This is a genomic window from Maribacter algarum (ex Zhang et al. 2020) (assembly GCF_005885635.1).
Taxonomy (GTDB): Bacteria; Bacteroidota; Bacteroidia; order Flavobacteriales; family Flavobacteriaceae; genus Maribacter_C; species Maribacter_C algarum.
Genome location: NZ_VATY01000001.1, coordinates 327,366 through 353,725 on the forward strand (window position 1 = coordinate 327,366; position 26,360 = coordinate 353,725).

Here is a 26,360-nt window from a genome sequence, read left to right on the forward strand (position 1 = left end):
AGTTTTTTTATTTTTGATATATTCAAAACCCATCATAAAAAATAAAATTAGTTTGTCAAAACTCTCTTTAAATATTAATGCTCCAAAAAGCTTTCAAAAAATTATTCTCGTACTTACGACTATAGCTTCTGTTATGTCTTGCAAACAAGATTCCCTAGCCAAAAAATCGCAATCGAATTTGCCTGATAAAGAAGTATCATCTACAAAACCCCTGTTTGAAGGCATAGCAAGTGATAAAAGTCAGTTAATATTTAGTAATACTATAAAAGAAGATGTATCTACCCTGAATAACCTATTTAATTTTGACTACTTCTATAATGGCGCAGGAGTTGGTGTCGAAGATTTAAACAATGATGGTCTTTTAGACGTGTTTTTTTGTGGAAATCAAGTTCCGAACAAACTCTTTCTAAATAAAGGAAATCTTGTTTTTGAAGATATTTCCGCTAAAGCAGATATAAATAAAGGAAAGAAATGGGCGAACGGCGTTACCTTTTTGGACATTAATAATGATGGTTTCAAAGACATCTATGTTTCACAAGGTGGACCACACAATCGAGATAACCGAAATAACTTATTATTTATCAACAACCAAGATTTAACCTTTACCGAATCAGCGCAAGAATATGGTCTTGCTGACAATGGAATTACGACACAATCGGCTTTCTTTGATTTCGATAAGGATGGCGATTTGGATTGCATCGTCATGAATGAAAACGAATTATATGGCGTAGACCCAATAAACCTTAAACGTTTGGTAAACCAAAATGAGGAAACCGCCTATTCCAATAGCTCACACCTATATCAAAATGATAACGGTAAATTCAATGACATCACAAAGAAAGCTGGCTTGTTGCGTCCAATTTTCGGCCTTGGTCTTTGTGTTGGAGACATCAATAATGACAGTTGGTTGGATATCTACATTGCCAGTGATTATTATTTACCCGATGCAATTTTTATAAATAATCAAAATGGCACATTCACTGATTCAGTTAAATCATATACAAACCAGATTTCTTTTTACGGTATGGGCGTCGATATAGCTGACATCAACAATGATGACCTACAAGACATTTTTACATTAGATATGGCTTCTACAGACCACTTTCGAGCAAAGACCCTCATGGCGTCAATGAGTACCGGCCGATTTTCGTATTTGGTAGATACTGAAAAATTTCAACATCAATATATGTTTAACTCCCTACAGTTAAACATAGGGAATAATAAATTCAATAACATTTCGCAACTGACCGAAACTGCTAACACCGATTGGAGTTGGTCTGTTTTGCTTTCCGATTTTGACAATGACGAAGACAAGGATATTTATATCACTAATGGATATCGTCGTTATGCCTTAGATAATGACCTACAACGCAAAGTATTTGAAACGAGAAAAAAATACGGCAATAATGTCCCCTTGTCTATAAAACAACAATTATATGACCAGATGCCCTCCGAGAAATTAGCAAATATCTTATATCAGAACAACAAGAATCTTAGTTTCAAAGATGTTGCTCAAGACTGGGGACTCGCAGCCCCTTCTTTCAGTAATGGTGCCGCAACTGGTGATTTAGATAACGATGGCGATTTAGATCTCGTAATAAATAATATGGATGATAATGCTTTTCTGTATAAAAATACCACGCGTGAAAACGATTTAGGGAACTATTTAAAAGTTAAGACCACCGGTGAAAACTCTGAGGCATTTGCAAAAGTCACAATCTCATATGATGGCAAATCTCAATTCATTGAAACCAAAAGAGTTCGAGGCTATATGTCTTCCCAAGATGATACTGCCCATTTTGGATTAGGAAAGGTAACTAAAGTGGATACAGTCTTGGTTGAATGGCCAAGCGGATTGATAGAAGAAAAATATGATATAACCGCCAACACCTCAATAGAGTTCGACGAAGGCAACGCTATAGTAAAAAAAAGAACGACTAAAAACTTAAATCCTTATTTTAAAAGTACTAATACGCAAATAGGATTAAATTATAAACACAAGGAAAATCTTTACGACGATTTCGAACAGGAGATACTCTTACCCTATAAGCAATCTACTTCTGGTCCTTTTATAACTAAAGGTGATGTTAATGGTGATGGAAAGGAAGATATCTATATCGGAGGCGCTTCAGGACAATCGGGACTATTGTACGTGCAGAACGACACTGGTTTCAAGAATCTAAAATCTCAGGCCCTTTCCAATGATTCTGGCTATGAAGATATGGAATCAGCATTTTTTGATTTTGAAGGTGATGGTGATCAAGATTTGTATGTAGTTAGTGGTGGAAATTCATTTGAATCCGGCTCTTCCTATTACGCCGACCGAATTTATCTTAATGATGGAAAAGGGAATCTTACAAGATGGGATGGTGATATTTTAAAACAAAATCCGACCAGCGGCAAGACTGTCACTACCATTGATTTTGACAAAGATGGGGATTTGGACTTGCTAGTGGGCAACAGGATAAAACCAAAAAATTACCCTAGGCATTCCTCATCAATACTGTATGAAAACACAGGTGGTAAACTAAAAAACGTTACCAACGAAAACGCAGGTGATTTAAAAGCGTTCGGAATTGTTAATGACATTGTATCAACAGATTTTAACAAAGATGGATGGACGGATTTTATTGCTGTTGGGGAATGGACTTCGATAGGTTTTTTCGAAAACAAACAGGGTAAATTTATTCAAAAAATAGGTGCCGATGGAATCCCCAACACTACTGGTTGGTGGTTTTCAATTGAGGAAACAGACATTAATAATGATGGGGTTCCCGATTATATTCTAGGCAATGCGGGCAAGAACTTGAAATATAAAGCGAACGAATCAAAGCCTTTCAAAATTTATGCAGATGATTTTGACGGTAACGGATCTCAAGATATCGTTTTGAGCAAAAAATATCAGGGAGAATATGTTCCAGTAAGGGGTCGCGAATGTTCTTCACAACAAATGCCCTTTATAAAAGGTAAATTCCCTAATTATACCGATTTTGCAAAAGCAACACTTTCAGATATATATGGTGATAAATTGAAGACTTCTTACCAGAGAGAAGTAACTAGTTTTGAATCGGCAATTTTGATTAATGATGGGCAAGGAGGTTTTTCGCTAAAACCATTACCGATTGAAGCACAGTTATTTCCAATACTTGATATAGCTCTTTATGACTTTAACAAAGATGGTTTTCAAGATTGTCTTGTTGGTGGAAATATTTTTGAAACAGAGGTTGAAACCCCGCGTTTAGATGCGATTTCAGGACTGATACTAATTTCTAACGGACTAGATGGGTATCGCCCTGTGACCAACCAGAATAGCGGGCTATATCCGCTTGGTAATCTTAAAAGTTTTGAACTTTTATCATTTAAAAAAGAGAAGCTGTTAGTTTTAGGTTTTAACAACGACAACTTAAAAGTACGCATCTTAACAGATAATTAATACCTAATTGGCGTGATATTTGTATATTTGAGTTTATAAAAATTTAGTTCTTATGAAAAATTTAATGATAGTACTTCTTTCGCTATGTGCGGTTACAACAGCACAAGCTCAATTTGCAGGCCAAGCTCCAATAACATCCGCAGCTGGTAGTACCAATACTGTTGCAAATTCAGCAATACAACAATTTTTAGGTCCTATTAGTGATGCTGAAATGAAACGTAAGGCAATTGACATTTCCAATGCGCAAGGATCCCCGTATACATCTTTTAAATTTGCACCTACTACTCTTTACTACAATGATGAAAAAATAGGAGATATTTTCTATCGCTATAATGCCCTAAATGAGGAAGTTGAAATAAAGAGATCACAACTTGAAGAGGAAGGATACAGAGGTTTAAGCAACGATAAAAAAATTAGTCTTATTATTGATGGTAAGAAAATGGCTTTCAACACTTTTATCACAAGTAAAAAGAGAACAACCAATGGCTATCTTACCACCCTTGTAGACGGTGAGGAATATGACTTATTTAAAAGAATAACTGTTAAATATACAGAAGGGCAGGATGCACAAAACTCTTTTGTTGCTGCAGTACCGGCAAAATTTTCCCAGTTTACTGAGTATTATTATCAGAAAAAAGGTGTAAACAGAATAGACGAAGTAATTGCAAAAAATTCAAAACTTCTGAAAGTTCTTGATGCAAACGAAAAAGTCAAAACCAAAGAGTTTTTGAAAGAAAATAGTTTGAATGTCAAAAATGAAACTGATTTAATTAAAACTTTTGAATTCTTGAATGGTAAATAAAAGACTATAGATAACTTTTAAAAAGACCGCCTATAAACTATTGTTGGCGGTCTTTTTTTGTTAAAATTCTAGAATTTATCTAACGTCAAATTCATTTCAAATACATTTACGTAAAATTGAATACTATCAATATCCTGCTATGAAAAAGTATTTACTTTATTCCGTGTTATTTTTTACAACTTTGACATTCATAAGTTGTTCAGATGATGTTAAGACCCAAGCTCTTGGAGGGGTTCAGCCAGAAGAAGAGATTATCAACGACTTAGAAAATCCAGAATCTGTGGTGGAAACAGATTTAGGCAAAGCTGAATATTTCAACAAAGCATTAGTTGATGACAATTATATCTTGATTAACGACAAATTTGGTGATAAAAATGTCTACTTGATGAATAAAGACCTTGAGGTTCTATTCAAGTGGCCTTTGAATGGAAAAAAGTTAGGTAATGATGCCTTTATTCTTCCCAATGGAAAATTATTGGCTATGTTTCAGTCGGAAGACCCCTCCATTAAGTTAGGTGGGTTTGGAGGTATTCTGCAAATATTGGATAAGGATGGAAATGTTGAGTGGAATTATGAGTATTCAACTGATGATCATATAGCCCATCATGATTCAGAACTACTTCCAAATGGTAATATTTTGTTTCAATCTTGGGAACGAAAGACTGTAACTGAATCTGAAGAAGCAGGCTCAAATATGGATATTGAATTAATTCCTGATGCTCTTATTGAAGTAGATCCTTCCAACAATGAAATTGTTTGGGAGTGGCATGCGTGGGATCATTTAATACAAGATTATGATGAATCAAAATCAAATTTTGGTATTGTCTCCGAAAACCCACAATTAATTGATTTGAACTATGTAGCGGATGAAAATGGAGACATAATGCATGCCAATGGTATTAACTATGATGCAAAGAATGACCTTATTTATCTCAGTGTTAATTTCTTTAGCGAAGTATGGGTGATTGATCACAGTACGACAACAGAAGAGGCAGCAACTAATTCAGGTGGGGCCTTCAATAAGGGCGGAGACTTAATCTATCGCTTTGGAAATCCAGAAGCCTATCAAAATACAAGTGGTGAAAGACTTTTTGACCACAACCACTACCCCAACCTCTTAGAAGGATCGGATGAAGGTAAAATCTTAATTTTTTCCAATGGTTTTACAAAGGAACAATCTACTGCATATGAACTTAGACTTCCAAATCCACTAAGCCTTCAGGTTAATACAAACAACGAACCGCAAATCGAATGGAGTTTCACAGACGAAACACTTTTTTCACCCAAAGTATCCGGAGTGGTGAAACTTTCTAATGGCAATAGGCTCATAACCGAAGGAAATGCAGGTATTTGGGAAGTCACCGAAAAAGGTGAAGTCGTTTGGCGCTTTGTTGGAGAAGGTTTTTTCTGGAGGGCCTATCACTATGATAAAACTTCTCCTGAAATACTTTCTCTAGGGATATAAACAAGACTCACCTAATCAATATAAACAATAGAGCCATGTGAATTTAGCACATGGTTTTTTATTTACCTTTACTGCCTATGGAAAAGACCACTCAAATATATGGCATACGAGCCGTTTTAGAAGCCATAAGCTCAGAAGAACCTATTGACAAGGTTTTTATTCAAAGGGGGCTTAAAGGTGATTTGATGAAGGAACTTGAGAGTGTCGTGCGTAAAAACCAAATCAATTCTTCTTATGTACCGGTGGAAAAACTGAATCGTTTAACTAAAAATAATCATCAAGGTGTAGTCGCAAATATTTCACCCATTACGTTCCATGAACTTGAAACCTTGGTTGAAAAGGTAATGGAATCCAAAAAAACACCCTTATTCTTACTTTTAGATCAACTTTCAGATGTGCGCAACTTTGGTGCTATCATTAGAACTGCTGAGTGTACCGATGTGGATGCAATTATTATTCAAAAGAAAGGATCAGCTCCCGTTACCGCTGATACCATAAAAACTTCAGCCGGAGCAGCATTTAAAGTGCCAATCGTAAAAGTAGACCATATCAAAGATGCGGTTTTTTACTTACAGGCTTCCGGTGTTGAAGTAATCTCCGCAACCGAAAAAACCGATAACACAATTTATAATGTTTCTTTTAAGGCACCATGTGCAATAGTAATGGGTGCTGAGGACCGAGGCATTTCCCCATCTATCTTGAAAGCTTCCGATCATTTGGCAAAACTTCCGCTTTTGGGAGATATCAAATCTTTGAATGTATCCGTTGCTTGTGCTGTTTTCCTTTATGAAGCGGTACGACAACGAACGAATTACTAACTCTAGAATACTATTCTGGGTTTGAACCTTCCGGTGAATTCTTTTTGTATAAATATGTAATTTTCAAAGGTTCGTTTTCATTTTCAGGTTCTTCAATAATGGTCTCGACAAAGTTTCCGTCTTCATCAAAGTGCTTTAGAAATTCATCATCTTCTTCATTGTAATCTTCATGTTCCCAAGCAAATTTTTTAGGGGATGGTATATGGGATTTTAAGAAGAACGCCAAAGCCAATCCGGAAAGAAAGCCTCCCAAATGGCCTTCCCAAGAAATACCATCTTTAACTGGAAATATATACCATAATAAACTTCCATAAATAAAAACCACTACCAAAGAAAGGGCCACCAGACGAAAGTACTTCGTGAAGACTCCTTTAAAAAATATAAAACTTGCCAAAAGGTAAATAATCCCACTTGCGCCAATATGATATGATGGTCTACCTATTCCCCATGTTATCAATCCTGAAAACAGAGCACCTAAGAGCAGTACTTTCAAAGCTACCCCCCGATAGAAATAAAACAAGAAGGTCAATAAAAGTGCCAAAGGAATCGTATTGTTGTATAAATGCTCTAAAGAACCATGAATAAAAGGGCTGAAAAGGATGCCCTGCAGACCAGAAAATCTTCTAGGATAGAGCCCCAAATCGTTGAAATTGGTCTGAAAATATAATTCCATCCAAAAGACAAACCAAATAAGTAGCAGAGCCAACAGAGGAGCAACCACTACTGAGTTTGAAAATCGAAATTCGGTCTGTTCAGCCATTTCTCTAGATAATTTTTTTAGTAAGTCAATAAACAAGCCAAAAACTTAAAAACGGAAAGAATGTCATTTATATTATTTGCTACATTTACCGAATGAACGAACCACTTGCAGAGAGAGTGCGCCCCAAAACGCTAGAAGACTATATTAGCCAAAACCATTTAGTGGGTGAAAAAGGGTCGTTAACACACCAAATCAAAAAAGGAATAATTCCCTCTCTAATTCTTTGGGGTCCTCCAGGTACGGGCAAAACTACACTTGCCAACATTATTGCCAACGAAAGTGAAAGACCTTTTTATACGCTTAGCGCTATTAACAGTGGCGTCAAAGATATTCGAGAAGTTATCCAAAAAGCCAAACAAAGTGGGGGCCTGTTTACTGCTAAAAATCCCATTCTATTCATTGACGAAATTCACCGCTTTAGTAAGTCGCAGCAAGACTCGCTTTTGGCAGCCGTAGAGAAGGGATGGGTTACTTTGATTGGTGCAACTACTGAAAATCCAAGTTTTGAAGTGATTCCTGCATTATTGTCAAGATGTCAAGTATATGTCTTAAATGCTTTTGGAAAGGAAGACTTGGAAGCCCTTTTGAACAGAGCCCTAAAACAAGATACTTTTCTCAAAGGAAAAAAAATAAAACTAAAAGAAACCGAAGCACTCTTAAGGCTTTCAGGAGGCGATGGTCGGAAGTTGCTAAATATTTTTGAGCTTGTAGTGAATTCTGAACAATCTGATTCTATCACTATAACTGACAAGCTGGTTTTGGGAAAAGTTCAGAAAAACACTGTACTGTACGATAAGACAGGCGAGCAGCATTATGATATCATTTCCGCTTTCATTAAATCCATACGAGGTAGTGACCCCAATGGTGCTGTATATTGGCTCGCTCGAATGATTGAAGGTGGTGAAGATGTCAAATTTATTGCACGTAGACTACTTATTTCAGCCTCTGAAGATATTGGATTGGCAAATCCGACTGCTTTGGTAATTGCAAATGCAACTTTTCAGGCTGTAACTACGATTGGATATCCAGAGGCAAGGATATTACTAAGTCAATGTGCAATTTACTTAGCTACATCTCAAAAAAGCAATGCCAGTTATATGGCAATTGGCAAAGCACAACAGATTGTGAAGCAAACGGGAGATCTTTCCGTTCCCCTACCCTTGCGAAATGCACCCTCAAAATTAATGAAAGACTTAGGCTATGGGCAAGACTACAAATACGCCCATGACTATCAGAACAACTTTGTAGAAGAAGAGTTTTTACCAGAAGAATTATCTGGTACTGTTTTTTACGAACCTGGGGTAAACCAACGTGAAAACGCTATCAAAGAGTTCCTAAAAAATAGATGGAAAGATAAGTACAATTCTAAAACTTAATATTAAGTTCTTCTTTTACAATCTGACCTCCCTCGTGATACTCGAAAAACCATTTCCCATCTGAAGTATACACTACTCCATCTCTACTATCACCCTTGGCGATGTATACATTTGGCATAGAGCTTTTGAAAATCTTTAATTGAATTTTTGGAGTACTATCTACCAATTGATATCCATTGGGGAGTTCTTGTGCATATAAAGTTCCGCGGGAAATTTTAGATACTGTGGAGCCAGCAAGTTCTCCCTTCTTATAATCAGTTTGAACCGGCTCCATACTTTTAAAGCTTCGTTCATCTTTCGTAGCTATTTGCTCCACTGTTTTCTTTTCGCTAGTAGACTCAGCCATCTTAATATCTGTTTCTATTGGCGTACGATCCTTGTAATACTGCACTTCCTCAGTTGAAATCTCCTCTACTAGTCTATCTTGTTGTCTTTTTAGGTCTGGTTTTTCCACTACTTTTTTAATATCATTTTTAAAGCTCACGGTTACTGGCGCCTCCTCTTCCTTTTCGCCTTCCTTCGGAACATACGTATAATTCAATGACTCGAAAGAATCAAAGGCCTCGGTAATTGCCTCGTTAAAGGCACCTTTATAATCTTTGTTCTTACTCTTCCCTTCTTCAGAAAGGAACACTTCTTCACCTTTGCAATCTTTTAAGGCCAAAATTGTTTTGGTGGTGAACATTGATGAATTTTCAATGAGATCTACGTAAAGTCCTAAGCACCTATCAATACTCAAGTCAACGGGTAAGTTATCGTCATAGATAGTCAAGAAGCCTTTCTTACTGAACAAATATTTTATCAAGGTACTTGTTTGATGTTGATTTTCTTTTCTAAAACCATCAAACCTTTTAGGTACTACAATGTATTTGTAGTCATCCATATTTACCTGAGATGAACCAATAAAACTTACCATTAAAAAAACAGTTATTACAATAATTTTCAAAATCACACATTTTTCAAAACCATCACAAACTTAGATACTGTGACAATTTCAGATTAATTATAACATCATATGAAAAAAGCATGCCAAAGAAGAAATTAGTAATGAATGGCTGCTTAATAAATCATATCATTTCTTGCCCCAAGATATGATATTTAATCCTAATTGAAAAGAAGCATAACGGCTGTCCGCTATGTTGCGATAAGCAAGAAGATTATCAGCCATCAGGTACAAATTAACAGGGCCAGCTTGCAAGTTAAGTCCGAAACCAATATTGGTATAGGTAAACTTATCTGCCGTATAAGTAGCTTTCACCGCCATAATATTCCCAAATCGTCTTTGGTAAAAGGCCGTTATTGCCGCTTGTGGTCCACGAGGACGATTTATCATGTACAATTGTCCGCCAACACCATTAACAAATTTCGGAACTCTATTGCTACTTGTAACATATGGTCCGCAGTCACAATCTGCGCCTCTCAATGCCTGCTCCCCCCAATTATAACGCAAGGAAGCATAGAGTTTAGTAGGTCTAAAAGTTATGTAGTTATTGAAATTATTTTCAAAAGGAACAATTTCCTCAATATTGTCGACTAAATCTTGCCAAAAATCTCGATTGGGATCTAAAACGTCTTGAGGTAAAATAACCTCAACACCTTCTGTGGTAACATCACCCTTTAATGTATAATTTTCCACATCATTGGAATGGTAGATAAATCCTAAATCTAAAAGGCTTGCGGTAAATACGGTTTGTTTGTTCAACTGGTAGGTAAGGCCTAAATCGATACCCAAACCTAGGTTCCCACCGAAAAATCCCCTCTTAAGAATTGTTCCGGGAATGTCCTCTTCGTTTTCGGCAGCCTTTAGAGCATTTATACCGGATGTTCTCCATTTCATATCAGCATTGAACGTACTTGACAATAAATTATTCTGACCAGGGCGGGTAACAAAAAAACCTTTGTTTCTTGTTGAGTTGAAATCCAAAATGCTAGAGTAAATTTTTGCTCGACCGCCAACGGTAAGTTTGTTATTCATCTTCTTATTGACTCCGAAGTGAAAAACATTCATCATTTCCCCTCTTGTTTTTAAATCTCCTAAATCAAATCTTTGATTCAAGCGATCTGCATTTCCTTCTATCGCCAAAATAGCATAGTCTTGAAACCAATATCCTATGGCGTCACTCTCATTGTAAATTCCAAAAGAATAAAAAACATTGGGGTCGTTACTTCGAAAACCGACATTCAACAATTCAATTTGCTGTGTTCCGCTGAGTTCATCTCTTGTGGTCATACCACCGAGTAGACGGTCTCTTACTTTCGTATTAAAATCTATACCGTCTGCAGCAAAAAGATCATATGCTGAGACACCGCTCGATCCAGCTTGAAAAGAAAGTCCAGAAATTCCAGGGACGCCAGCATACCATTTGAAATCAGTTTGCACGCCGGGGTTAATAAGCAATGACTGCGGAATCTCAGTAAAATCATACAGTAACTGCTTGTTCTGGGCAAGCGTACCAGTACATACCCACAAAAGGGTTAAGAATAAGATTTTGGGAATTCTCATTTTACACGTAGTCTGAACTTACCGCTAGACTTCAAGGTGATAAGGGGATCTGGCAAAGTTGAAACACTGGTATTGTCCCCCAAATTTGTGGCGGTAACTCGTATGGTTGAAAGGGTTTTTATAATGTCTATACTTCTACCTGAATCGCCATAGGCAATCTCACGCTGAATGATGGCCGTCGGCGCTGGTTCAATTGAAAATATTTCGGTATCGGTAACGGTGTCGGCCTCATCCAAAAGCTCTACAGTAATAGCTAATTCCTTACTCGTTGTATTTTCCACAACAAAAGTTATTGTCCCATCAAGAACCCTATCAGCAAATATGTCTGAACTAAAAGCATCAAAATTGAAGTTTTGACTAAAAACATTGGTTCCTGAAATTAAGTTTATGAGATCCTCCTGTGCTTCAAGGTAAAGAATACCCGCCTCATATGTAGGCGTAGCTTCTAAATCATCGAATTGGTTAAAATCAAGTTCTTCTGTACAAGCGCTCATACCGCCGAGGAGCAGCATAACAAACAATACACTTTGAAGTATTCTTTTCATCGAATAAACCTTTTAATAAACAACAGGAAAGAAGTACTTTACCCTACTTATGATAACTCTACAAAAAGCTTTTTATTTCACTTAAATCTTGAATGATTGGGCAAAACTCGTGGAAAGGTTCTTTATGTGCGTTAAAATGCAATATGTGAAATCCGGAATCTCTTGCTCCAAGAATATCGGCTTCAAGGCTATCTCCAATCATCAGGGCATTTTTTGAAGCAATATTTGCCTTGTTGAGTGCCAATTCGAAAATTATTGGATTCGGTTTTTTTACACCGGCCATTTCAGAATCAATGACATGTTCAAAATACCCATCTATATTGGAGTTTCGGAGCTTTTTTCCTTGAATTTCCTGAAAACCGTTAGTGATAATATGTAGTTTGTATTTGGGCTTTAAGTATTCTAAAACTTCCATTGCATTAGGAAAAAGGTGATTGTAAGAGGACAAATACAGAATATATTCTTCAGATAACTTGTGAATCATTTCATCTACGACGGAAAGTCCCAATTTATCAAATACGGATTTCAAACGCTGATATCTCAGGGCTTCCTTGGTGATTTTTTCTTCACGATATAACTTCCAAAAAGCCAAATTAGCTGGAACGTAGACCTGTAAGAAATCGGAAAGACTTACTGGAATATTATTCTCAGATAGAATTTTTTCAAAAGTAAGTGCCGAATTCTTCTCGAAATCCCAAAGTGTATGGTCCAAATCAAAAAATACATCGGTTACAATTTCTTTAAACATGAAATTCACTTAATACGGATTCATATAATATTTTCCAATCTCTGGATTTTTGGCCGCCAAGAAGTTCAATGGAAAAAACGCTTGTAAAATCTCCATTCACATTTTTAACCCTTTGATACAATGCACTAATCTTTTGTGAAATTTCTTCTTTAGATGCCATACTCACCAGAGCATAATCGTGAAAAGCAAATGGATGAACGCGAATGGGTTGTTGCAACTCAAGATTAATATCATAAAAGTAAAATGGAGTACATGTTCCTGCTCTAAAACCTATCTCATGGGTATATCCCATAGTATAGTCATCAGTAAACTCGGCATCTACTAGATTTCTATAGGTATTTGGGACATCAACGCGATTATAGCGCATTCGCGAGGAAGTCACGTCGCGATTTATTACATCTGAAAGTCTCTTTTTCTCATTCTTTAAAAGAATAATGTCTTCGAAAGAACTATATGAAGCCGCAAGTGCAACCGTACTATAATCGGCAATCGATTTAATCAAAAATTTAAACCTATTATTATTTGGAGAAAGGTTTTTGTCATAGGTGGAATAAGAAGCAAACTGAAAAAAGAACATGCTCTTCACGGTAAACTTTTTATGCAGATTAATCAAATAACCATAATTGTCGAAAGGATCCTTTTTCGGATTAAACCAAACCCCTATGCGTCGCCCGACTCTTCGCAATTTGAAGGACCCCAAGTCATATAATAGTCCAGCCACACTCCTAGTGAATCCACGATGGGCAAATCCATGCGAAGTGGTTACATCCATAACTGAAGTGTATTTATAGGCTCTCTTCTTAAATTCCAAATTGGGAAAACGCTCTTTCAGTTTTGCCAATAACTTAAAAGCCCAAATGTCGACCACAGGCTGTTGTAAAAATCCATTTTGATAAGCAATGCTTTCTTTAGGCGGAAATCGGCCGTGCATATCTTTTACATGGGGTAAATACTCCTCATACCGACTTAGCAAATAAAAGCTAGCTGAAAAAATGTCAAAAGGAATGGTGCTTCGCTCACCAGCAGTAAAAAAACAAGGAACACCTTCCCAATCAGAAACGCTAATTTGAATATCATTGATACCCTGCTCAAAAAGCAAATCATTACTTCGAATGAAAAATTCATTCTGTAAAGGCTGTTTGGTATAAGTAACTTTTGCTCCGGAATGCTTTATGAAATCTTCAACCTTAGTAGTAAAGGTAACATCTATCCCCAAAGTTCTGGTGAAGATGTGTTTCATTGTATAACTGAAACGAGGGGTAATCTTATGGGTATAGATTAATAACATGAATATCTTAATTCAGAAAAATACGATTTTATAAAACGCCTTCGTCTGCAAAACTAAAATATTCCTTTTGGGTAATGATTAAATGGTCTAAAACTTTTATATCAAGTGCTTCGGCGGCAACCTTTAACTTTTGTGTTATTTGTTTGTCGGCATTGCTTGGTTTTAGTGTTCCCGATGGATGATTATGTGCTAAGATTAAAGCTACCGCACCTAGTTCTAATGCTTGTTTCATTACCAACCGGACATCTACCAAAGTGCCAGTAATTCCCCCTTTGCTTAGCTGGGCCCGATGTAGGACTTTGTTGGAATTGTTTAGATAAACAATCCAAAATTCTTCGTGTTCCAACTCTCCCATGATAGGCTGTAAAAGCTCAAAAACACCTTTACTACTTTGAATTTTTGTGACTTTCTGAGCTTCTTCTCCCCTTCTGCGCCTTCCCATTTCTAATGCTGCGGCAATGGTTACGGCTTTCGCTTCGCCAATTCCTTTGAATGCCATAAGTTGTTTTATGGAAAGTTTTCCCAGATCATTAAGATTGTTGTTTACCGATGCTAATATCCGTTTCGAAAGTTCTACGGCGCTTTCGTTTCGGTTTCCGGAGCCAATCAGAATAGCTATGAGTTCCGCATCTGAAAGCACAGCTTTACCTTTCTGTACTAATTTTTCCCGCGGTTTATCATCGTCAGACCAATTTTTAATGGAGAGGGAAGCACGTTTTTCTTGCATTTCTAAAAATAAGATAAATCTTACAAATATGAAATTGTCCAATAAAGCATACTTTTATGGCTCAAATCCGATAGCAATGAAATCCCTTTTTGAAGAATCTACTTATAATGAAGTTTTAGCGCGAATTGATTCGCTTAATGAAAATTCTGAACGGCAATGGGGTAAGATGACAGTTGGACAAATGGTTTGGCATTGTCAATTTCCATTTGTGATTGGAATCAAAAACAAGGACAAAGGAAATGGAAATATCTTCGTTCGAACCTTCTTTAAAAAGCAGATGTATTCAGACAAACCTTTTCGAAAGAATCTACCAACAGCTCCAAACCTAAAGGCAAAAGAAAAAAGGGATTTAATTACAGAGAAAGCAAAATTAAGACAATTGGTTGCTGATTTTTATGAGTGTAGAACTCGTATGGAATGGAACCCACATCCCATATTTGGAAAATTCACACATGAACAATGGGGAAAGATGGAGTACAAACATCTGGACCACCACTTGACACAATTTGGAGTCTAATCGTCTTCTGACTGAATCTCTTGGTGTTCGATTTTAGCCCTAGTATCATTTACCATTCTATCTTCTTCTAGAATAACATTGGAAATACCCAACATACAGGCTATCATAAAAAGGGATAGTTTTCGCTTTAAAAATCGATATGCAGCATTTATAAGAGTGGCTTTCTGCTCTTTGGTCATGTAGGGTATTAGTCAAAATACATTCCAGACACGCTGTACCTGACAAATATGCAGCTAGCAATCAACGCCTTAAGATTCTACAGTGGCTTTCAGCGCTTCCAAATCCAATCCGCCATAATTACCTGAACTCATTAGAAGTAAGGTGGAGTTATCAAAGTTTTGACCAAAAACATAGTTATGAAATTCTTCGGCATTGGTGTATATTTTCAAATCGGGGCGTTCAAAGGCTTCCTTAATTTGCTCTCCGCTCACGGGTTCCAATTTTTTGATAGCGACTGACTCTGGCAAATAGAAAACTACTGCAACATCCGCGGCATCTAAAGCGCCCATATACTCCTTTAAAAATTCCGGATTAAAACTACTATAGGTATGCAATTCCAAACAAGCGATTAGTTTTCTATCGGGGTATTGTTCCTTCACAGCATTTGTGGTCGCAGCAACTTTACTGGGTGAGTGGGCAAAGTCTTTATAGGCAACACTAGTCTTCCCCTCTGCAATTTTCTCTAATCGTTTTGAAGCCCCGGAGAAAGTTGCAATCGCCTCATAGAAATCATCTTCGTCTACACCCATGTTTTGGCAAATCCATTTGGCGCCTGCTAGGTTGTTCAGATTATGTTTGCCAAAAACTTCAATCGGCATTGGTCCTTCGGGAGTTTCCAAAAGTGTTTCTCCATCTTTAACAGCGTACTCGGGGGTTTGATAAGGCAACTTTCGAATCGCATTTTCCGAAGCTTCTACAACCTTTTTAACTTCTACATCTTCTTCATTGTAAGTGATGCTTCCTCCCTTGACAATACTATCCACAAAAATCTGGAATTGCTCCACATAGTTTTCAAAAGTGGGAAACACATTAATATGATCCCAAGCGATTCCGCTTAACAAAGCGATATTGGGTTGGTACAAATGGAATTTCGGCCTTCTATCGATAGGTGATGAGAGATATTCATCTCCCTCTAAAACAATAAAGTCATTTTCTTCGGTCAGATGCACCATGCGGTCAAAACCATCCAACTGCGCGCCTACCATAAAATCCACAGGGCGGTCGTGATAATTCAACACATGAAGAATCATTGAGGTAATGGTGGTTTTACCATGACTTCCGCCGATTACCACTCTTGTTTTATTCTTCGATTGCTCGTATAGAAATTCCGGATAGGAATAAATTTTCAACCCCAATTCTTGCGACTTCAACAATTCAGGATTATCAGGTTTGGCATGCATACCCAAAATAACAGCATCGATATCTGAATGTAATTTCTCAGGAAACCATCCGAACTTTTCAGGTAGCAAACCTTTGTCTGCCAATCGGCTTTTAGAAGGTTCGAAAATGACATCGTCACTTCCGGTAATTATATATCCTTTAAAATCTAATGCTAAGGCGAGATTGTGCATCGCACTGCCACCTATGGCGATAAAATGAATTTGCATGAAGTAGTAATTATTGTGTAAAGATAGGAATTGAAGTTAGCTTCGAAAACCACCACATTATATTTATCTTAGTTGTAAATACAAAATACCATGAACCTCAACCTCTCCAACATTCAATCCAAAGAAATCATGCCAGGTTATCATGGCAAACTGGTGCATACCGAAACCATGAGTTTGGTTTTTTGGGATGTTGAAAAAGATGCCGTAGTACCGGAACACCATCATGTGCACGAACAAATCATGCATATAATAGAAGGGGAGTTTGAATTTACTTTGGATGGAGAGACCAAAATTTACCATCAAGGAGACATTGTACCTATTGCTTCAAATATCCCACATAGCGGAAAAGCATTGACTCCCTGTAAATTGATGGATGTATTTAGTCCGGCTAGAGATGAGTATCGGTAAAGGCTAAATGCACGATGCACGATGCACGATGCACGATGCACGATAAAAATCAAAAACATCGAGCACCGAGCACCAAATAGCTAACCTTTCTCCCTAACCCAAAAGTACTCTTCCCTCAATTTTCATTGTTTTCAGGGGGTTTTGGCTTCACCTTTGTACGTAAATTTGAAATTGTATACCTTAAGTAGAGCTAAATCGTTCTATGTATAGCGTATAGCTTAAGAAACTCGTAATGAAACATCTAGTAACGATATTAACGATAATTCTATTTTCTCAAATGGCGCAAGCGCAGAAAAATAATGAATCTTTCGAAACACTTTGGAAACAAGTTGAAAAACTTGAGAACGAAGCGTTGACGAAGTCCGCGCTGAAAGTGGTGACTTCCATTTCTGAAAAGGCGAAAAAGGAAAAAAATTCAGCTCAAATCATAAAAGCTTTGTTGTACGCTTCAAAGTATGCCATGACCTTGGAAGAAGATGCCCAAATAAAAATCATCAATGATTTCAAATCGGAAATTGCAAAGGCAGAATCGCCCACCAGAAACGTATTGGAAAGTTATCTGGCAGGACTATTCTGGCAGTATTTTCAACAAAACAGATATCAGTTTTACAACCGGACTAAAACCGATGTAAAAGTAGATTCAATAGATTTCAGAACGTGGGATTTGACCACCTTGTTCCAAGAAATAAGCGTTCATTTTGATGCTTCATTGCAGAATGAAACAGCATTGAAACAAACTCTGGTTTCCGATTTTGATGTTATTTTGAATAAACAAACTAATACCCAAGAATATCGCCCTACCCTCTTTGATTTATTGGCACATAACGCACTTAGTTTTTATAAAACAAGTGAAAACAACATAACACGTCCGGCAGATAAGTTTGAAATTGATGACCCAGACTTGCTCTGCGACGGAGTAGCTTTTTCTGCTATAAACATCGATATTGCAGATGCAACCTCCATGCAAGCCAAAGCGCTCTGCATTTATCAAAAGTTATTATTGCAACATCTTCCTAGCGCAAAGCCCTACACCTTTGCTGAAATCAATATTGAACGTCTGAACTTTATACATCAAAACGCAACCTTTGAAAATAAAGATGCCCAATTTCTCGAAGTATTACAGAATTCTGCTTCAGCCACAAAAGGAAGCTTGGCATCAGGTTTATATAAGTTTCAAATGGCTTCAGTATTAAACCGTCAAGGCAATTCATTTCATCCTAAAACCAACGAGGAAAACCGTTGGAAAACGAAAGAAGCACTAGCCATTTGTGAGCAGGTAATTAAAGAATTACCAGATAGTAGAGGTGCAGAACAATGCAAATCTTTGAAATCACAAATTCTTCAGAAGAGTTTGCAACTAACGGCGGAAAGACATATTCCTATCAATACGACTTCTCGTTTCTTAGTGAATTACAAAAACCTCGATGGCTTATCACTTACAGCAAGAAGGGCGACACAGAGAGAACTCAATAAAATACAAGAGCTATATCCGAAGGAAAAAATATTGGATTTCATTAAAAAGCTACCTATTGCCAAAACTTGGGAGGCTGACTTAAAAAATGAAAATGACTACCAAATGCACAGCACGGAAATTTCGATGCCACCTTTAGAAAATGGTCAATATGTGATTTTGGCAATGCCAAAAGGTGAAGTGAACAAAGACTTTTCATATAGTCCGGTGCAAGCAACCAACATAGCTTTGGCAGAAACTCGAACAAATACCCATCAGTACTTTCAAGTTATCAATAGACATAACGGGAAACCTATCGCTGGGGCTAAACTTACTTTTCGATATCGAATAAATTATGATGGCCAACGTCTGAGCAAAAACTTCACAGCTGATAAAATGGGGAATATTACCATTCCCTTAAACAATGAAAACTGGAGTGATGTTAGCGTATCGGTAAATTCAGCCAAGGATTGGGCCTATTTCAAAGATTATTATGTCAACCGAATGTATCATCAGAATAAGAATGTGGTCAATTATTCGTGTTTCTTATTTACCGACAGAAGTATCTACAGGCCCGGGCAGCCTCTATATTTTAAAGGAATTACTATTGAAAACAATAATGGCGTTTCTTCGATTTTAGAGAATGAAACTGTTTCTGTTCAACTAAAGGATGTAAACGGACAAGTACTAAAAACAACCGAGTTCACAACCAATGATTATGGCTCTTTTTCTGGGGAATTCATATTACCGAACAATGGTTTAACGGGAGAGTTTTCAATGCTAGTCCTTTCCAATAAAATCGCTTTAAGCGGATATGCGAATTTCTCGGTGGAAGAATACAAACGTCCAAAATTCGCAACTTCATTTGAACCTGTAACGGAAACCTATAAAGTCAATGATAGTGTAACTGTAAAAGGAAACGCTACCGCATACGCGGGAAGTAATATTACCGATGCAAAAGTCGTCTATCGTGTAAAACGAGTAGTCTATTATCCAAGATGGTGCTATTGGTATTATCCTAATCTTAGTAGTTCTCCACATGAGATTGCACATGGGGAAACTTCCACCGATGCCTCTGGAAAATATGAAATCGATTTTAAGGCTATTCCCGACAACGGAGTGGATAAAAATAATATGCCCACCTTTAGTTATGAGGTGACTGCCGATGTTACTGATATTAACGGAGAAACACATAGCACCACAACTCTTGTAACTGTCGGCTATCACACCATGACGGCGAATATGTATATGGCTAATCCGTTTGATAAGGATTCCAAAGAAAATAAACTTAGTATTTCAACTAACAATCTAAACGGACAATTTGTTCCCGCGAAAGGAGTCGTTAGGATGTATAAATTAGAGGCGCCTGAAAGTGTAAATCGTCCGAGAACTTGGCCTGCACCTGATTATTCAGGATGGTCAAAAAGTGAGTTCAAGAAACTTTATCCGCATGATGCGTTTGACAATGAGCATGACCCATCGAAGTGGGAAAAAGGCGAGCTCGTTTGGCAAACAAATTTCGATACGTCAAAAGCCAAAGAAATCTCTCTTGGGAATACCAAAAAATGGCTATCCGGAAAATACGTGCTTGAATTAGAAAGCAAAGACAAATTTGGAATGCCTGTAAAAGACATCTTTCAAACGACGCTCTTTAGCCATTCGGATAAAAAATTGGCAGATAATGGTCTATTCGAAATCAAAACAGACAAGAATAGTTACTTCATTGGCGATAAAGTAAAAGTTACGCTGCTATCAAACGTTGAAGATATCAACGTTACCGTAAACATAGAAAAAGACCATAAAGTCATTGATACGAAGTTGATTCATCTCAACAACAATTCGGATTCTTTTACCATACCAGTAACTGCAGATGATTTAGGGGGATTTGCCCTTACCTACAGTTTTTCAGCATATAATTATTTTCAAGCGAGTAGTCTAAATATACAAGTGCCCTACCCTAGTTCCCAACTGGAAATTGAGACCGTCACTTTCCGTGATAAATTACAACCCGGAACCGATGAAACTTGGTCTTTTAAAATCAAAGGTCCGAAAGGTGATAAAGTCACTGCCGAGCTTTTGGCAAATATGTACGATGCTTCTCTTGATTCTTTTCGAGGACATTACTGGGGGTTTAATCCGCTAGTTAGACCAACCTATTATACCCAACGTACTGCAAATGCCTATAACTGTTTTTCTACAGGTTCGTTCAACACCTTTTTAGACAATCAAAGTTATGGCTATACAAGTCTGTACTTTGATTCTTTAAACTGGTTTGGTTTACACTTTGGTTATGGAGGTTATTATGGAAGAGGTCTTCGACGCAGTCGAATGATGAAAAAGGAAGGAGCTCCATCGCCATTAGCATCAGGAATAATGATGGAAGATATGGAATTGGAAGAATCTGCTGCGGATGCTATTTATGGAGATGTAAGTGGAGTTAACGAAAAAGATACAGTTATTGTATCAACCAAATCCGAATCACAAAAGAAACCAGAACAACAACAAGAAAGCTCTTCAGGTGAAGTTCAAATACGTAAAAATCTCCAAGAGAATGCTTTTTTCTTTCCACAACTAAAAACTGATAAGGAGGGTAATGTGTCTTTCAATTTCACCACTCCTGAAGCCCTAACGAAATGGAATGTGCAACTATTGGCACACACCAAAAAATTAGAGAGTTCATACCAAAGCATGCAAGCGGTAACACAGAAAGAATTGATGGTGATTCCTAATGCGCCTCGTTTTTTACGAGAAGGAGATAGAATCTTCATTAGCAGTAAAATTGCAAACCTTGTAGATAAAAATCTTTCTGGTATAGCCAATCTACAATTGAATGACGCGCTAACGGGCAGGGATGTTACCGATGAAATTCTTTTAAAGTCCTTGATCATAGCAGACGCGAACAAAGATAAAAGTAAAATTCGCGAGGTTTCCTTTCAGGTTGATTCACTAAGTAACACGCAAGTCTCTTGGGATTTATTAATTCCAGATAATATTCAAGCCATTCAATATACAGTTACGGCAAAAGCTGGAGATTTTAGTGATGGTGAACAGAATCTACTTCCTGTTTTGACAAATCGCATGTTGGTTACCGAAACGCTACCCATGTGGGTGAGAAGCAATCAAACAAAGACCTTCACTTTAGATAAGTTGAAAACAACTCAGTCAACTACTTTGAAGCATCACAAGTTGACTTTGGAAATGACTTCAAACCCTGCTTGGTATGCGGTACAGGCACTGCCATATTTAATGGAGTATCCCTATGAATGTAATGAACAGACATTTTCCAAATACTATGCGAATACCTTGGCGACTTACATTGCAAATAATAATCCGAGAATTCAAGAAGTCTTTAACCAATGGGCAAATACAGATGCCTTAGTAAGTAACTTGGAAAAGAATCAAGAATTGAAGTCACTCTTGATTCAAGAAACGCCATGGTTGCGTGATGCACAATCCGAAACGGAACAGAAAAAACGGATTGCACTATTGTTCAACTTGAACAAAATGAAGAACGAGCAAGCCACTGCTTTGAACAAATTGAAGCAGAACCAAAAAGGTTCAGGAGCTTGGCCATGGTTTAATGGCGGTCCGGATAGCCGTTTTATCACGCAGCATATCATTACTGGTCTGGGCCATCTAAAACATCTTTCTGTCACATCGAGCGGAGTCGAGATGCAGAACGTAATTCAAAGAGCAGTTGCCTATTTAGACAGCGAATTTATCATAGAGTACAACCTAACGAAAAGGCATGCTTCAAATATCAATGATGACCATTTGAGCAATACTCAGATTCATTACTTGTATATGCGTAGCTTCTTTTCGGACATCAAAACCTCCAAAAAAGTTGACGAAATAACGGCTTATTACAAAGGGCAAACTCAGAAATATTGGATGAATAAAGGATTGTATTCTCAAGGGATGTTAGCCTTGATTATGCACCGAGCGAACGATGCAAAAACATCTGATAAAATTCTTAGAGCCTTAAAGGAGAATAGCATTACCTCGGAAGAATTAGGCATGTATTGGAAAGAAAATACAAGCTCTTGGTATTGGTACCAAGCACCCATTGAAACACAGTCTTTATTGATTGAAGCGTTCTCGGAAATTACTCCGGAGGATAATACAACTATCGATAACCTTAAAATTTGGTTATTGAAGAACAAGCAGACCAACCAATGGAAAACGACCAAAGCTACTTCAGATGCTGTTTATGCCTTACTCTTGCAGGGAAGCGATTGGTTATCGGTCACAGACGCAGTTGATGTTTTAGTGGGAGGCGAAAAAATCGAACCTTCAAAACTGGAAAATGTAAAAGTTGAAGCAGGTACTGGCTACTATAAAACCGCTTGGGACGGAGCAGAAGTAAAGCCCGAAATGGCCGAAGTACAAATCAGCAAAAAAGGAAAAGGCATCGCTTGGGGCGCCTTGTACTGGCAATATTTCGAGGATTTGGATAAAATTACATCTGCGGAAACCCCATTGAAATTGAAGAAGAAGCTCTTTCTAAAAAAGAATACAGATACGGGAGAGGAAATATCTGAAATAACAAATAAAACCGATCTAAAAGTTGGTGATTTGGTTAGAGTACGTATTGAACTACGAGCAGACCGATCCATGGAATTTGTTCATATGAAAGATATGCGAGCAGCTGGTTTCGAACCCATAAACGTCATTTCAAGATACAAATGGCAAGACGGGCTGGGCTACTATGAAGCCACAAAAGATGCTAGCACCAATTTCTTCTTTGACTACTTACCAAAAGGAGTTTTTGTATTCGAATATGACTTACGCGTCAACAATGCAGGAGATTTCAGCAACGGAATTACCACCATTCAGAGTATGTACGCGCCTGAGTTTAGTAGCCATTCAGAAGGCATACGGGTGAAAGTAGGGGAATAATTCTTTTCAAAATACGTTATGAGTAGACTAACTATTATACCCTCTGTTTTGAAATACATAGCGTTCTTTTTTTTCTTACTAGTTGGATTCTCTTTGAAAGGTCAAAGTCAAGTTGATAGCTTGGTCAATGAAGGAACGAAATATCATGATGAAAAGAATTACGAAAAGGCTATTGAAAAATATCAGGAGGCCCTAAAAATCAATCCTGATTCTTGGTTAGCTCATTATGAAATCGCTTTTTCTAGTTATGAAATGAAAGATTATGAAAATGCCATTTTGAACGCCGAAAAAAGTATCAAAAACGATAAAAACAGTGCGTATTATTCTTACGTCATTTTAGGTTCAGCATATGATATCATAGGGAAACCAAAAAAAGCGATTAGAGCTTATGAGAAAGGAATTAAAAAGTTTCCAAAAAAGTACCTTCTTTACTACAATTTAGCTCTTACATACTATAATCTAAATGACATTATTAATGCAGAGCCAAATGCAATTAAAGCGATTGAATTTAATCCTAGTCACCCAAGTAGTCACCTGTTACTGGCCTATATGAATAATCAAAAAGGAGAGCGTTCAAAAACTGTTCTTTCCCTCTATTATTTTTTAATGTTAGAAGCAAATTCTCCTCGGTCAAAAGAAGCGCTCAACCTTTTAAACAGTCTTCATAAAAAGGGGGTTACTCGTCGTGATGAAAAAAATATTGATGTCGTAGTAAATGTTAATGACGATAAGGATTTTGGAGCATCAGAATTGATGATGTCCCTATTAGAGGCTTCTAAGAATCTAGAAGAAAATAAAGACAAATCTCAAGGGGAACTGTTTTTTGAAAATACAAAATCATTCTTCACAATTCTAGGTGAGTTAAACGACAAGAAGCCAAAAAGTAGTTTTCAAAAGAGATTCTATGTTCCCTTTTTTAAAAAATTGGTTCATGACAAACACACCGAAGCCTTTAGCTACTACATTCAAATGTCGTCTGAGGACAAAGAAGTTTTAACTTGGTTGGAGCTCAATGGCAACCAAATAGAAAAATTTGGAAATTGGTATGAAAATCAAAATAAGTGAAAAAATTGCCTTCAAATTTCTTCAAAACAAATCAAGCGCATAATTTATGATAGAATTCACTAAATTGTAATTACATTTTGTAATTTCAAACTAACTATAAAGGTGACTTGACTCGTTCAAAGTGGCATTAGCCTAGTTAGTGGTTTTTTAGGCGGAAGTAAGCACATAGTTTAGAGGTATAACTTTAAAACTTGTAGATTATGAAAAATGCCATTCGAATTTCCGTAGAAAAACCATGTCCAGAAAAGTTTGAAAATTTTAGTCCAACATCAGATGGAGGGTTTTGTGATTCTTGTCAAAAAGAAGTCATTGATTTTACAACAATGACATCTGAGGATATCCTAACTCATTTCAGCACTAACTCTGGTAAAACTTGTGGTCGCTTTAAGCCTTCACAGCTAAAAAAATATGAACCGATGATGACCAGCAAATCAAATAATAGTTTCTTGTCAAGAGGACTCGCCATTATGAGTTTTTCGCTTCTCTCCTTGTGTGCTGTTTCCAATTTGCAAGCACAAGAAGTAGCAAGTATTAACGCCCCTACACAAACTGAATTAAGCGTTTTGGGGCGCACAGTGGTTATGGGAGATATCGCGATTGAACAATATACCGTAAAGGGAACCGTGGTCGATGAAGAAAACCTACCCCTTGCTGGTGTAAATGTGGTCTTAAAGGGAACTAGAATGGGTGTCGTCACTGACTTGGATGGAAAGTTTGAATTTCCAAGGGCATTGGATATTGACGATGTTTTAATTTTCAGTTATATCGGATACAATCCAAAGGAGTATACTGTTGTTGCGGATACCTTCGCAAATGAGAACATCAAAATTACTTTTGACTTATCTGATATTTCACTCATGGGAGCTGTTGAAGTTGAAGGTGTTTATAGATCTAAACAGAACATCTTCAAAAAATTCATAGGTCTCTTTAAATAATGAGATTCATTATAATTGCACTATTCCTAGTCGGAACGCTAGTTTACGGACAACGTTCCGACTTCGAAGATATCGACTTTACAAAGGCGGATAGTATTGCTGCCTATTATTCCGGAGCAAGTTTAAAAAACTTACCTGTACTGACTCATAATTTAACGGCCGACCTACCCACAGATGTAGAAAGGTTTAGAGCCATTTACACATGGGTCGGCACGAATATCGAGAATGACTATAACTCCTACATAAAGACACGAAAAAAGCGGAAAAAACTATCCAAAAATCAAGAAGCTTTAACTGCTTGGAATAATAGTTTCACGCCCAAGGTCTTTGAAAATCTTCTCAAATACAAAAAAACGGCTTGTACAGGTTATGCTTATTTAATCCGTGAATTGGCAAGCCTGGCGGATATTAATTGTAAAATCATAAATGGTTATGGACGCACCGCCACTTTGATTTTAGATGAAAATAGTATCCCAAATCATTCTTGGAACACTGTTGAACTCAATGGAAAATGGTATCTGTGCGACCCAACCTGGTCGGCTGGTAGAATTGTTATTGAAGAAGATGGACCTCGCTTTGAATCGGGTTATTTTGATGGCTACTTTTTAGCGGAACCTGAGCTGTTTATTCGAACCCATTACCCCCTTGAAATTAGTGCTTCCCTTTTGGAGAATCCTCCAACTTTGGACGATTTTATTGAAGGTCCTGTGGTTTATAAAGAGGCTTTTAGTGCTGGAATTTTCCCCATTGAACCAAAAAAAATGCATGCCGAGATAGTTAAAACTGAGTCCATATCTTTTCATCTAACCTCAATTCAACCAGTTGATACCGAAAATCTAGTGTTAGTATTGAATACCGGTGGAAGCAGCAAAGACCTTCAACCTAAAATTACCCAAAACGGAAATAATTATATCGTACAACACATCTTTGATAAATCAGGAAGGTACGATGTGCACATAAAAGTTGATGATACTATTATGGCTACTTATGTGGTGAGGGTAAAGAGAAAGTAGA

At 37.2% G+C, this 26,360-nt stretch carries 20 protein-coding genes; 11 read left to right on the forward strand and 9 right to left on the reverse strand.

The window, feature by feature from the left end; translation table 11 throughout:
• Window positions 1-133 precede the first annotated feature (133 nt).
• From FEE95_RS01515 to rlmB, 4 genes are all read left to right on the forward strand, one after another.
• A complete protein-coding gene (locus FEE95_RS01515) occupies window positions 134-3,433 on the forward strand; it encodes a VCBS repeat-containing protein (protein WP_138656065.1) in 3,300 nt (1,099 codons plus the stop codon).
• A gap of 52 nt (window positions 3,434-3,485) precedes the next feature.
• Window positions 3,486-4,235 carry a hypothetical protein gene (locus tag FEE95_RS01520; protein WP_138656066.1) on the forward strand — a complete coding sequence of 250 codons (750 nt, stop codon included), beginning with the start codon at window positions 3,486-3,488 and terminating at the stop codon, window positions 4,233-4,235.
• A gap of 139 nt (window positions 4,236-4,374) precedes the next feature.
• Window positions 4,375-5,700: an aryl-sulfate sulfotransferase gene (locus tag FEE95_RS01525; protein WP_138656067.1), complete on the forward strand. Its 1,326-nt coding sequence runs from the start codon at window positions 4,375-4,377 to the stop codon at window positions 5,698-5,700.
• Window positions 5,701-5,777: 77 nt separating this feature from the next.
• Complete coding sequence (gene rlmB / locus FEE95_RS01530) at window positions 5,778-6,518, forward strand: 23S rRNA (guanosine(2251)-2'-O)-methyltransferase RlmB (RefSeq protein WP_138656068.1); 741 nt, start codon at window positions 5,778-5,780, stop codon at window positions 6,516-6,518.
• 10 nt (window positions 6,519-6,528) lie between these two features.
• Here rlmB and FEE95_RS01535 read toward each other — a convergent pair whose 3' ends face one another.
• Window positions 6,529-7,278 carry a rhomboid family intramembrane serine protease gene (locus FEE95_RS01535; protein ID WP_138656069.1) on the reverse strand — a complete coding sequence of 250 codons (750 nt, stop codon included), beginning with the start codon at window positions 7,276-7,278 and terminating at the stop codon, window positions 6,529-6,531.
• 92 nt (window positions 7,279-7,370) lie between these two features.
• Between FEE95_RS01535 and FEE95_RS01540 the strand changes: the two genes are divergently transcribed.
• Entirely contained in the window at window positions 7,371-8,654 is a 1,284-nt protein-coding gene (locus tag FEE95_RS01540; RefSeq protein ID WP_138656070.1) for a replication-associated recombination protein A, read from the forward strand.
• Here FEE95_RS01540 and FEE95_RS01545 read toward each other — a convergent pair.
• The 6 genes from FEE95_RS01545 to radC form a co-directional block, all read right to left on the reverse strand.
• The gene (locus FEE95_RS01545; protein WP_138656071.1) at window positions 8,644-9,600 is read right to left on the reverse strand and encodes a hypothetical protein; all 957 of its coding nucleotides are present in this window, start codon (window positions 9,598-9,600) and stop codon (window positions 8,644-8,646) included. The two genes, FEE95_RS01540 and FEE95_RS01545, sit on opposite strands and share 11 nt — an antisense overlap.
• Before the next feature lie 126 nt (window positions 9,601-9,726).
• On the reverse strand, window positions 9,727-11,157 hold the full coding sequence (locus tag FEE95_RS01550) for a DUF5723 family protein (RefSeq protein ID WP_138656072.1): 1,431 nt from the start codon (window positions 11,155-11,157) through the stop codon (window positions 9,727-9,729).
• Entirely contained in the window at window positions 11,154-11,702 is a 549-nt protein-coding gene (locus FEE95_RS01555; protein WP_138656073.1) for a hypothetical protein, read from the reverse strand. Before FEE95_RS01555 ends, FEE95_RS01550 begins: the two co-directional genes overlap by 4 nt.
• 58 nt (window positions 11,703-11,760) lie before the next feature.
• On the reverse strand, window positions 11,761-12,450 hold the full coding sequence (locus tag FEE95_RS01560; RefSeq protein WP_138656074.1) for a YjjG family noncanonical pyrimidine nucleotidase: 690 nt from the start codon (window positions 12,448-12,450) through the stop codon (window positions 11,761-11,763).
• Entirely contained in the window at window positions 12,443-13,738 is a 1,296-nt protein-coding gene (locus FEE95_RS01565) for a polysaccharide deacetylase family protein (protein WP_138656075.1), read from the reverse strand. Before FEE95_RS01565 ends, FEE95_RS01560 begins: the two co-directional genes overlap by 8 nt.
• 28 nt (window positions 13,739-13,766) lie before the next feature.
• Window positions 13,767-14,465, reverse strand: a complete 699-nt coding sequence (gene radC, locus FEE95_RS01570; RefSeq protein WP_138656076.1) for a RadC family protein — start codon at window positions 14,463-14,465, stop codon at window positions 13,767-13,769.
• Between the two features lie 28 nt (window positions 14,466-14,493).
• Between radC and FEE95_RS01575 the strand changes: the two genes are divergently transcribed.
• Window positions 14,494-14,982, forward strand: a complete 489-nt coding sequence (locus FEE95_RS01575; RefSeq protein ID WP_238474486.1) for a DUF1569 domain-containing protein — start codon at window positions 14,494-14,496, stop codon at window positions 14,980-14,982.
• Here FEE95_RS01575 and FEE95_RS01580 read toward each other — a convergent pair.
• A complete protein-coding gene (locus FEE95_RS01580; RefSeq protein ID WP_138656077.1) occupies window positions 14,979-15,161 on the reverse strand; it encodes a hypothetical protein in 183 nt (60 codons plus the stop codon). The genes FEE95_RS01575 and FEE95_RS01580 overlap by 4 nt on opposite strands.
• Window positions 15,162-15,230: 69 nt before the next feature.
• A complete protein-coding gene (locus tag FEE95_RS01585) occupies window positions 15,231-16,589 on the reverse strand; it encodes a UDP-N-acetylmuramate--L-alanine ligase (protein ID WP_138656078.1) in 1,359 nt (452 codons plus the stop codon).
• Window positions 16,590-16,679: 90 nt separating this feature from the next.
• On the opposite strand from FEE95_RS01585, the gene FEE95_RS01590 reads away from it, so the two are divergent.
• From FEE95_RS01590 to FEE95_RS01610, 5 genes are all read left to right on the forward strand, one after another.
• Window positions 16,680-16,997 carry a cupin domain-containing protein gene (locus FEE95_RS01590; RefSeq protein ID WP_138656079.1) on the forward strand — a complete coding sequence of 106 codons (318 nt, stop codon included), beginning with the start codon at window positions 16,680-16,682 and terminating at the stop codon, window positions 16,995-16,997.
• Between the two features lie 232 nt (window positions 16,998-17,229).
• The gene (locus FEE95_RS01595; protein WP_171036955.1) at window positions 17,230-23,346 is read left to right on the forward strand and encodes an alpha-2-macroglobulin family protein; all 6,117 of its coding nucleotides are present in this window, start codon (window positions 17,230-17,232) and stop codon (window positions 23,344-23,346) included.
• 18 nt (window positions 23,347-23,364) lie between these two features.
• Window positions 23,365-24,411 (forward strand): tetratricopeptide repeat protein, encoded by a 1,047-nt coding sequence (locus tag FEE95_RS01600; RefSeq protein ID WP_138656080.1) that lies wholly within the window; start codon window positions 23,365-23,367, stop codon window positions 24,409-24,411.
• Window positions 24,412-24,611: 200 nt separating this feature from the next.
• The gene (locus tag FEE95_RS01605) at window positions 24,612-25,346 is read left to right on the forward strand and encodes a carboxypeptidase-like regulatory domain-containing protein (RefSeq protein WP_138656081.1); all 735 of its coding nucleotides are present in this window, start codon (window positions 24,612-24,614) and stop codon (window positions 25,344-25,346) included.
• The gene (locus FEE95_RS01610) at window positions 25,346-26,359 is read left to right on the forward strand and encodes a transglutaminase domain-containing protein (RefSeq protein ID WP_138656082.1); all 1,014 of its coding nucleotides are present in this window, start codon (window positions 25,346-25,348) and stop codon (window positions 26,357-26,359) included. The genes FEE95_RS01605 and FEE95_RS01610 overlap by 1 nt, the downstream gene beginning before the upstream one ends.
• Window position 26,360: the final 1 nt, after the last annotated feature.

Coding starts and splice junctions, on each gene's coding strand:
- FEE95_RS01520 (WP_138656066.1), top strand. CDS start 3,486: ATGAAAAATTTAATGATAGTACTTCTTTCGCTATGTGCGGTTACAACA.
- FEE95_RS01575 (WP_238474486.1), top strand. CDS start 14,494: ATGAAATTGTCCAATAAAGCATACTTTTATGGCTCAAATCCGATAGCA.
- radC (WP_138656076.1), bottom strand. CDS start 14,465: ATGCAAGAAAAACGTGCTTCCCTCTCCATTAAAAATTGGTCTGACGAT.
- FEE95_RS01600 (WP_138656080.1), top strand. CDS start 23,365: ATGAGTAGACTAACTATTATACCCTCTGTTTTGAAATACATAGCGTTC.
- FEE95_RS01525 (WP_138656067.1), top strand. CDS start 4,375: ATGAAAAAGTATTTACTTTATTCCGTGTTATTTTTTACAACTTTGACA.
- FEE95_RS01595 (WP_171036955.1), top strand. CDS start 17,230: ATGAAACATCTAGTAACGATATTAACGATAATTCTATTTTCTCAAATG.
- FEE95_RS01535 (WP_138656069.1), bottom strand. CDS start 7,278: ATGGCTGAACAGACCGAATTTCGATTTTCAAACTCAGTAGTGGTTGCT.
- rlmB (WP_138656068.1), top strand. CDS start 5,778: ATGGAAAAGACCACTCAAATATATGGCATACGAGCCGTTTTAGAAGCC.
- FEE95_RS01590 (WP_138656079.1), top strand. CDS start 16,680: ATGAACCTCAACCTCTCCAACATTCAATCCAAAGAAATCATGCCAGGT.
- FEE95_RS01585 (WP_138656078.1), bottom strand. CDS start 16,589: ATGCAAATTCATTTTATCGCCATAGGTGGCAGTGCGATGCACAATCTC.
- FEE95_RS01605 (WP_138656081.1), top strand. CDS start 24,612: ATGAAAAATGCCATTCGAATTTCCGTAGAAAAACCATGTCCAGAAAAG.
- FEE95_RS01610 (WP_138656082.1), top strand. CDS start 25,346: ATGAGATTCATTATAATTGCACTATTCCTAGTCGGAACGCTAGTTTAC.
- FEE95_RS01550 (WP_138656072.1), bottom strand. CDS start 11,157: ATGAGAATTCCCAAAATCTTATTCTTAACCCTTTTGTGGGTATGTACT.
- FEE95_RS01580 (WP_138656077.1), bottom strand. CDS start 15,161: ATGACCAAAGAGCAGAAAGCCACTCTTATAAATGCTGCATATCGATTT.
- FEE95_RS01565 (WP_138656075.1), bottom strand. CDS start 13,738: ATGTTATTAATCTATACCCATAAGATTACCCCTCGTTTCAGTTATACA.
- FEE95_RS01560 (WP_138656074.1), bottom strand. CDS start 12,450: ATGTTTAAAGAAATTGTAACCGATGTATTTTTTGATTTGGACCATACA.
- FEE95_RS01540 (WP_138656070.1), top strand. CDS start 7,371: ATGAACGAACCACTTGCAGAGAGAGTGCGCCCCAAAACGCTAGAAGAC.
- FEE95_RS01555 (WP_138656073.1), bottom strand. CDS start 11,702: ATGAAAAGAATACTTCAAAGTGTATTGTTTGTTATGCTGCTCCTCGGC.
- FEE95_RS01515 (WP_138656065.1), top strand. CDS start 134: ATGTCTTGCAAACAAGATTCCCTAGCCAAAAAATCGCAATCGAATTTG.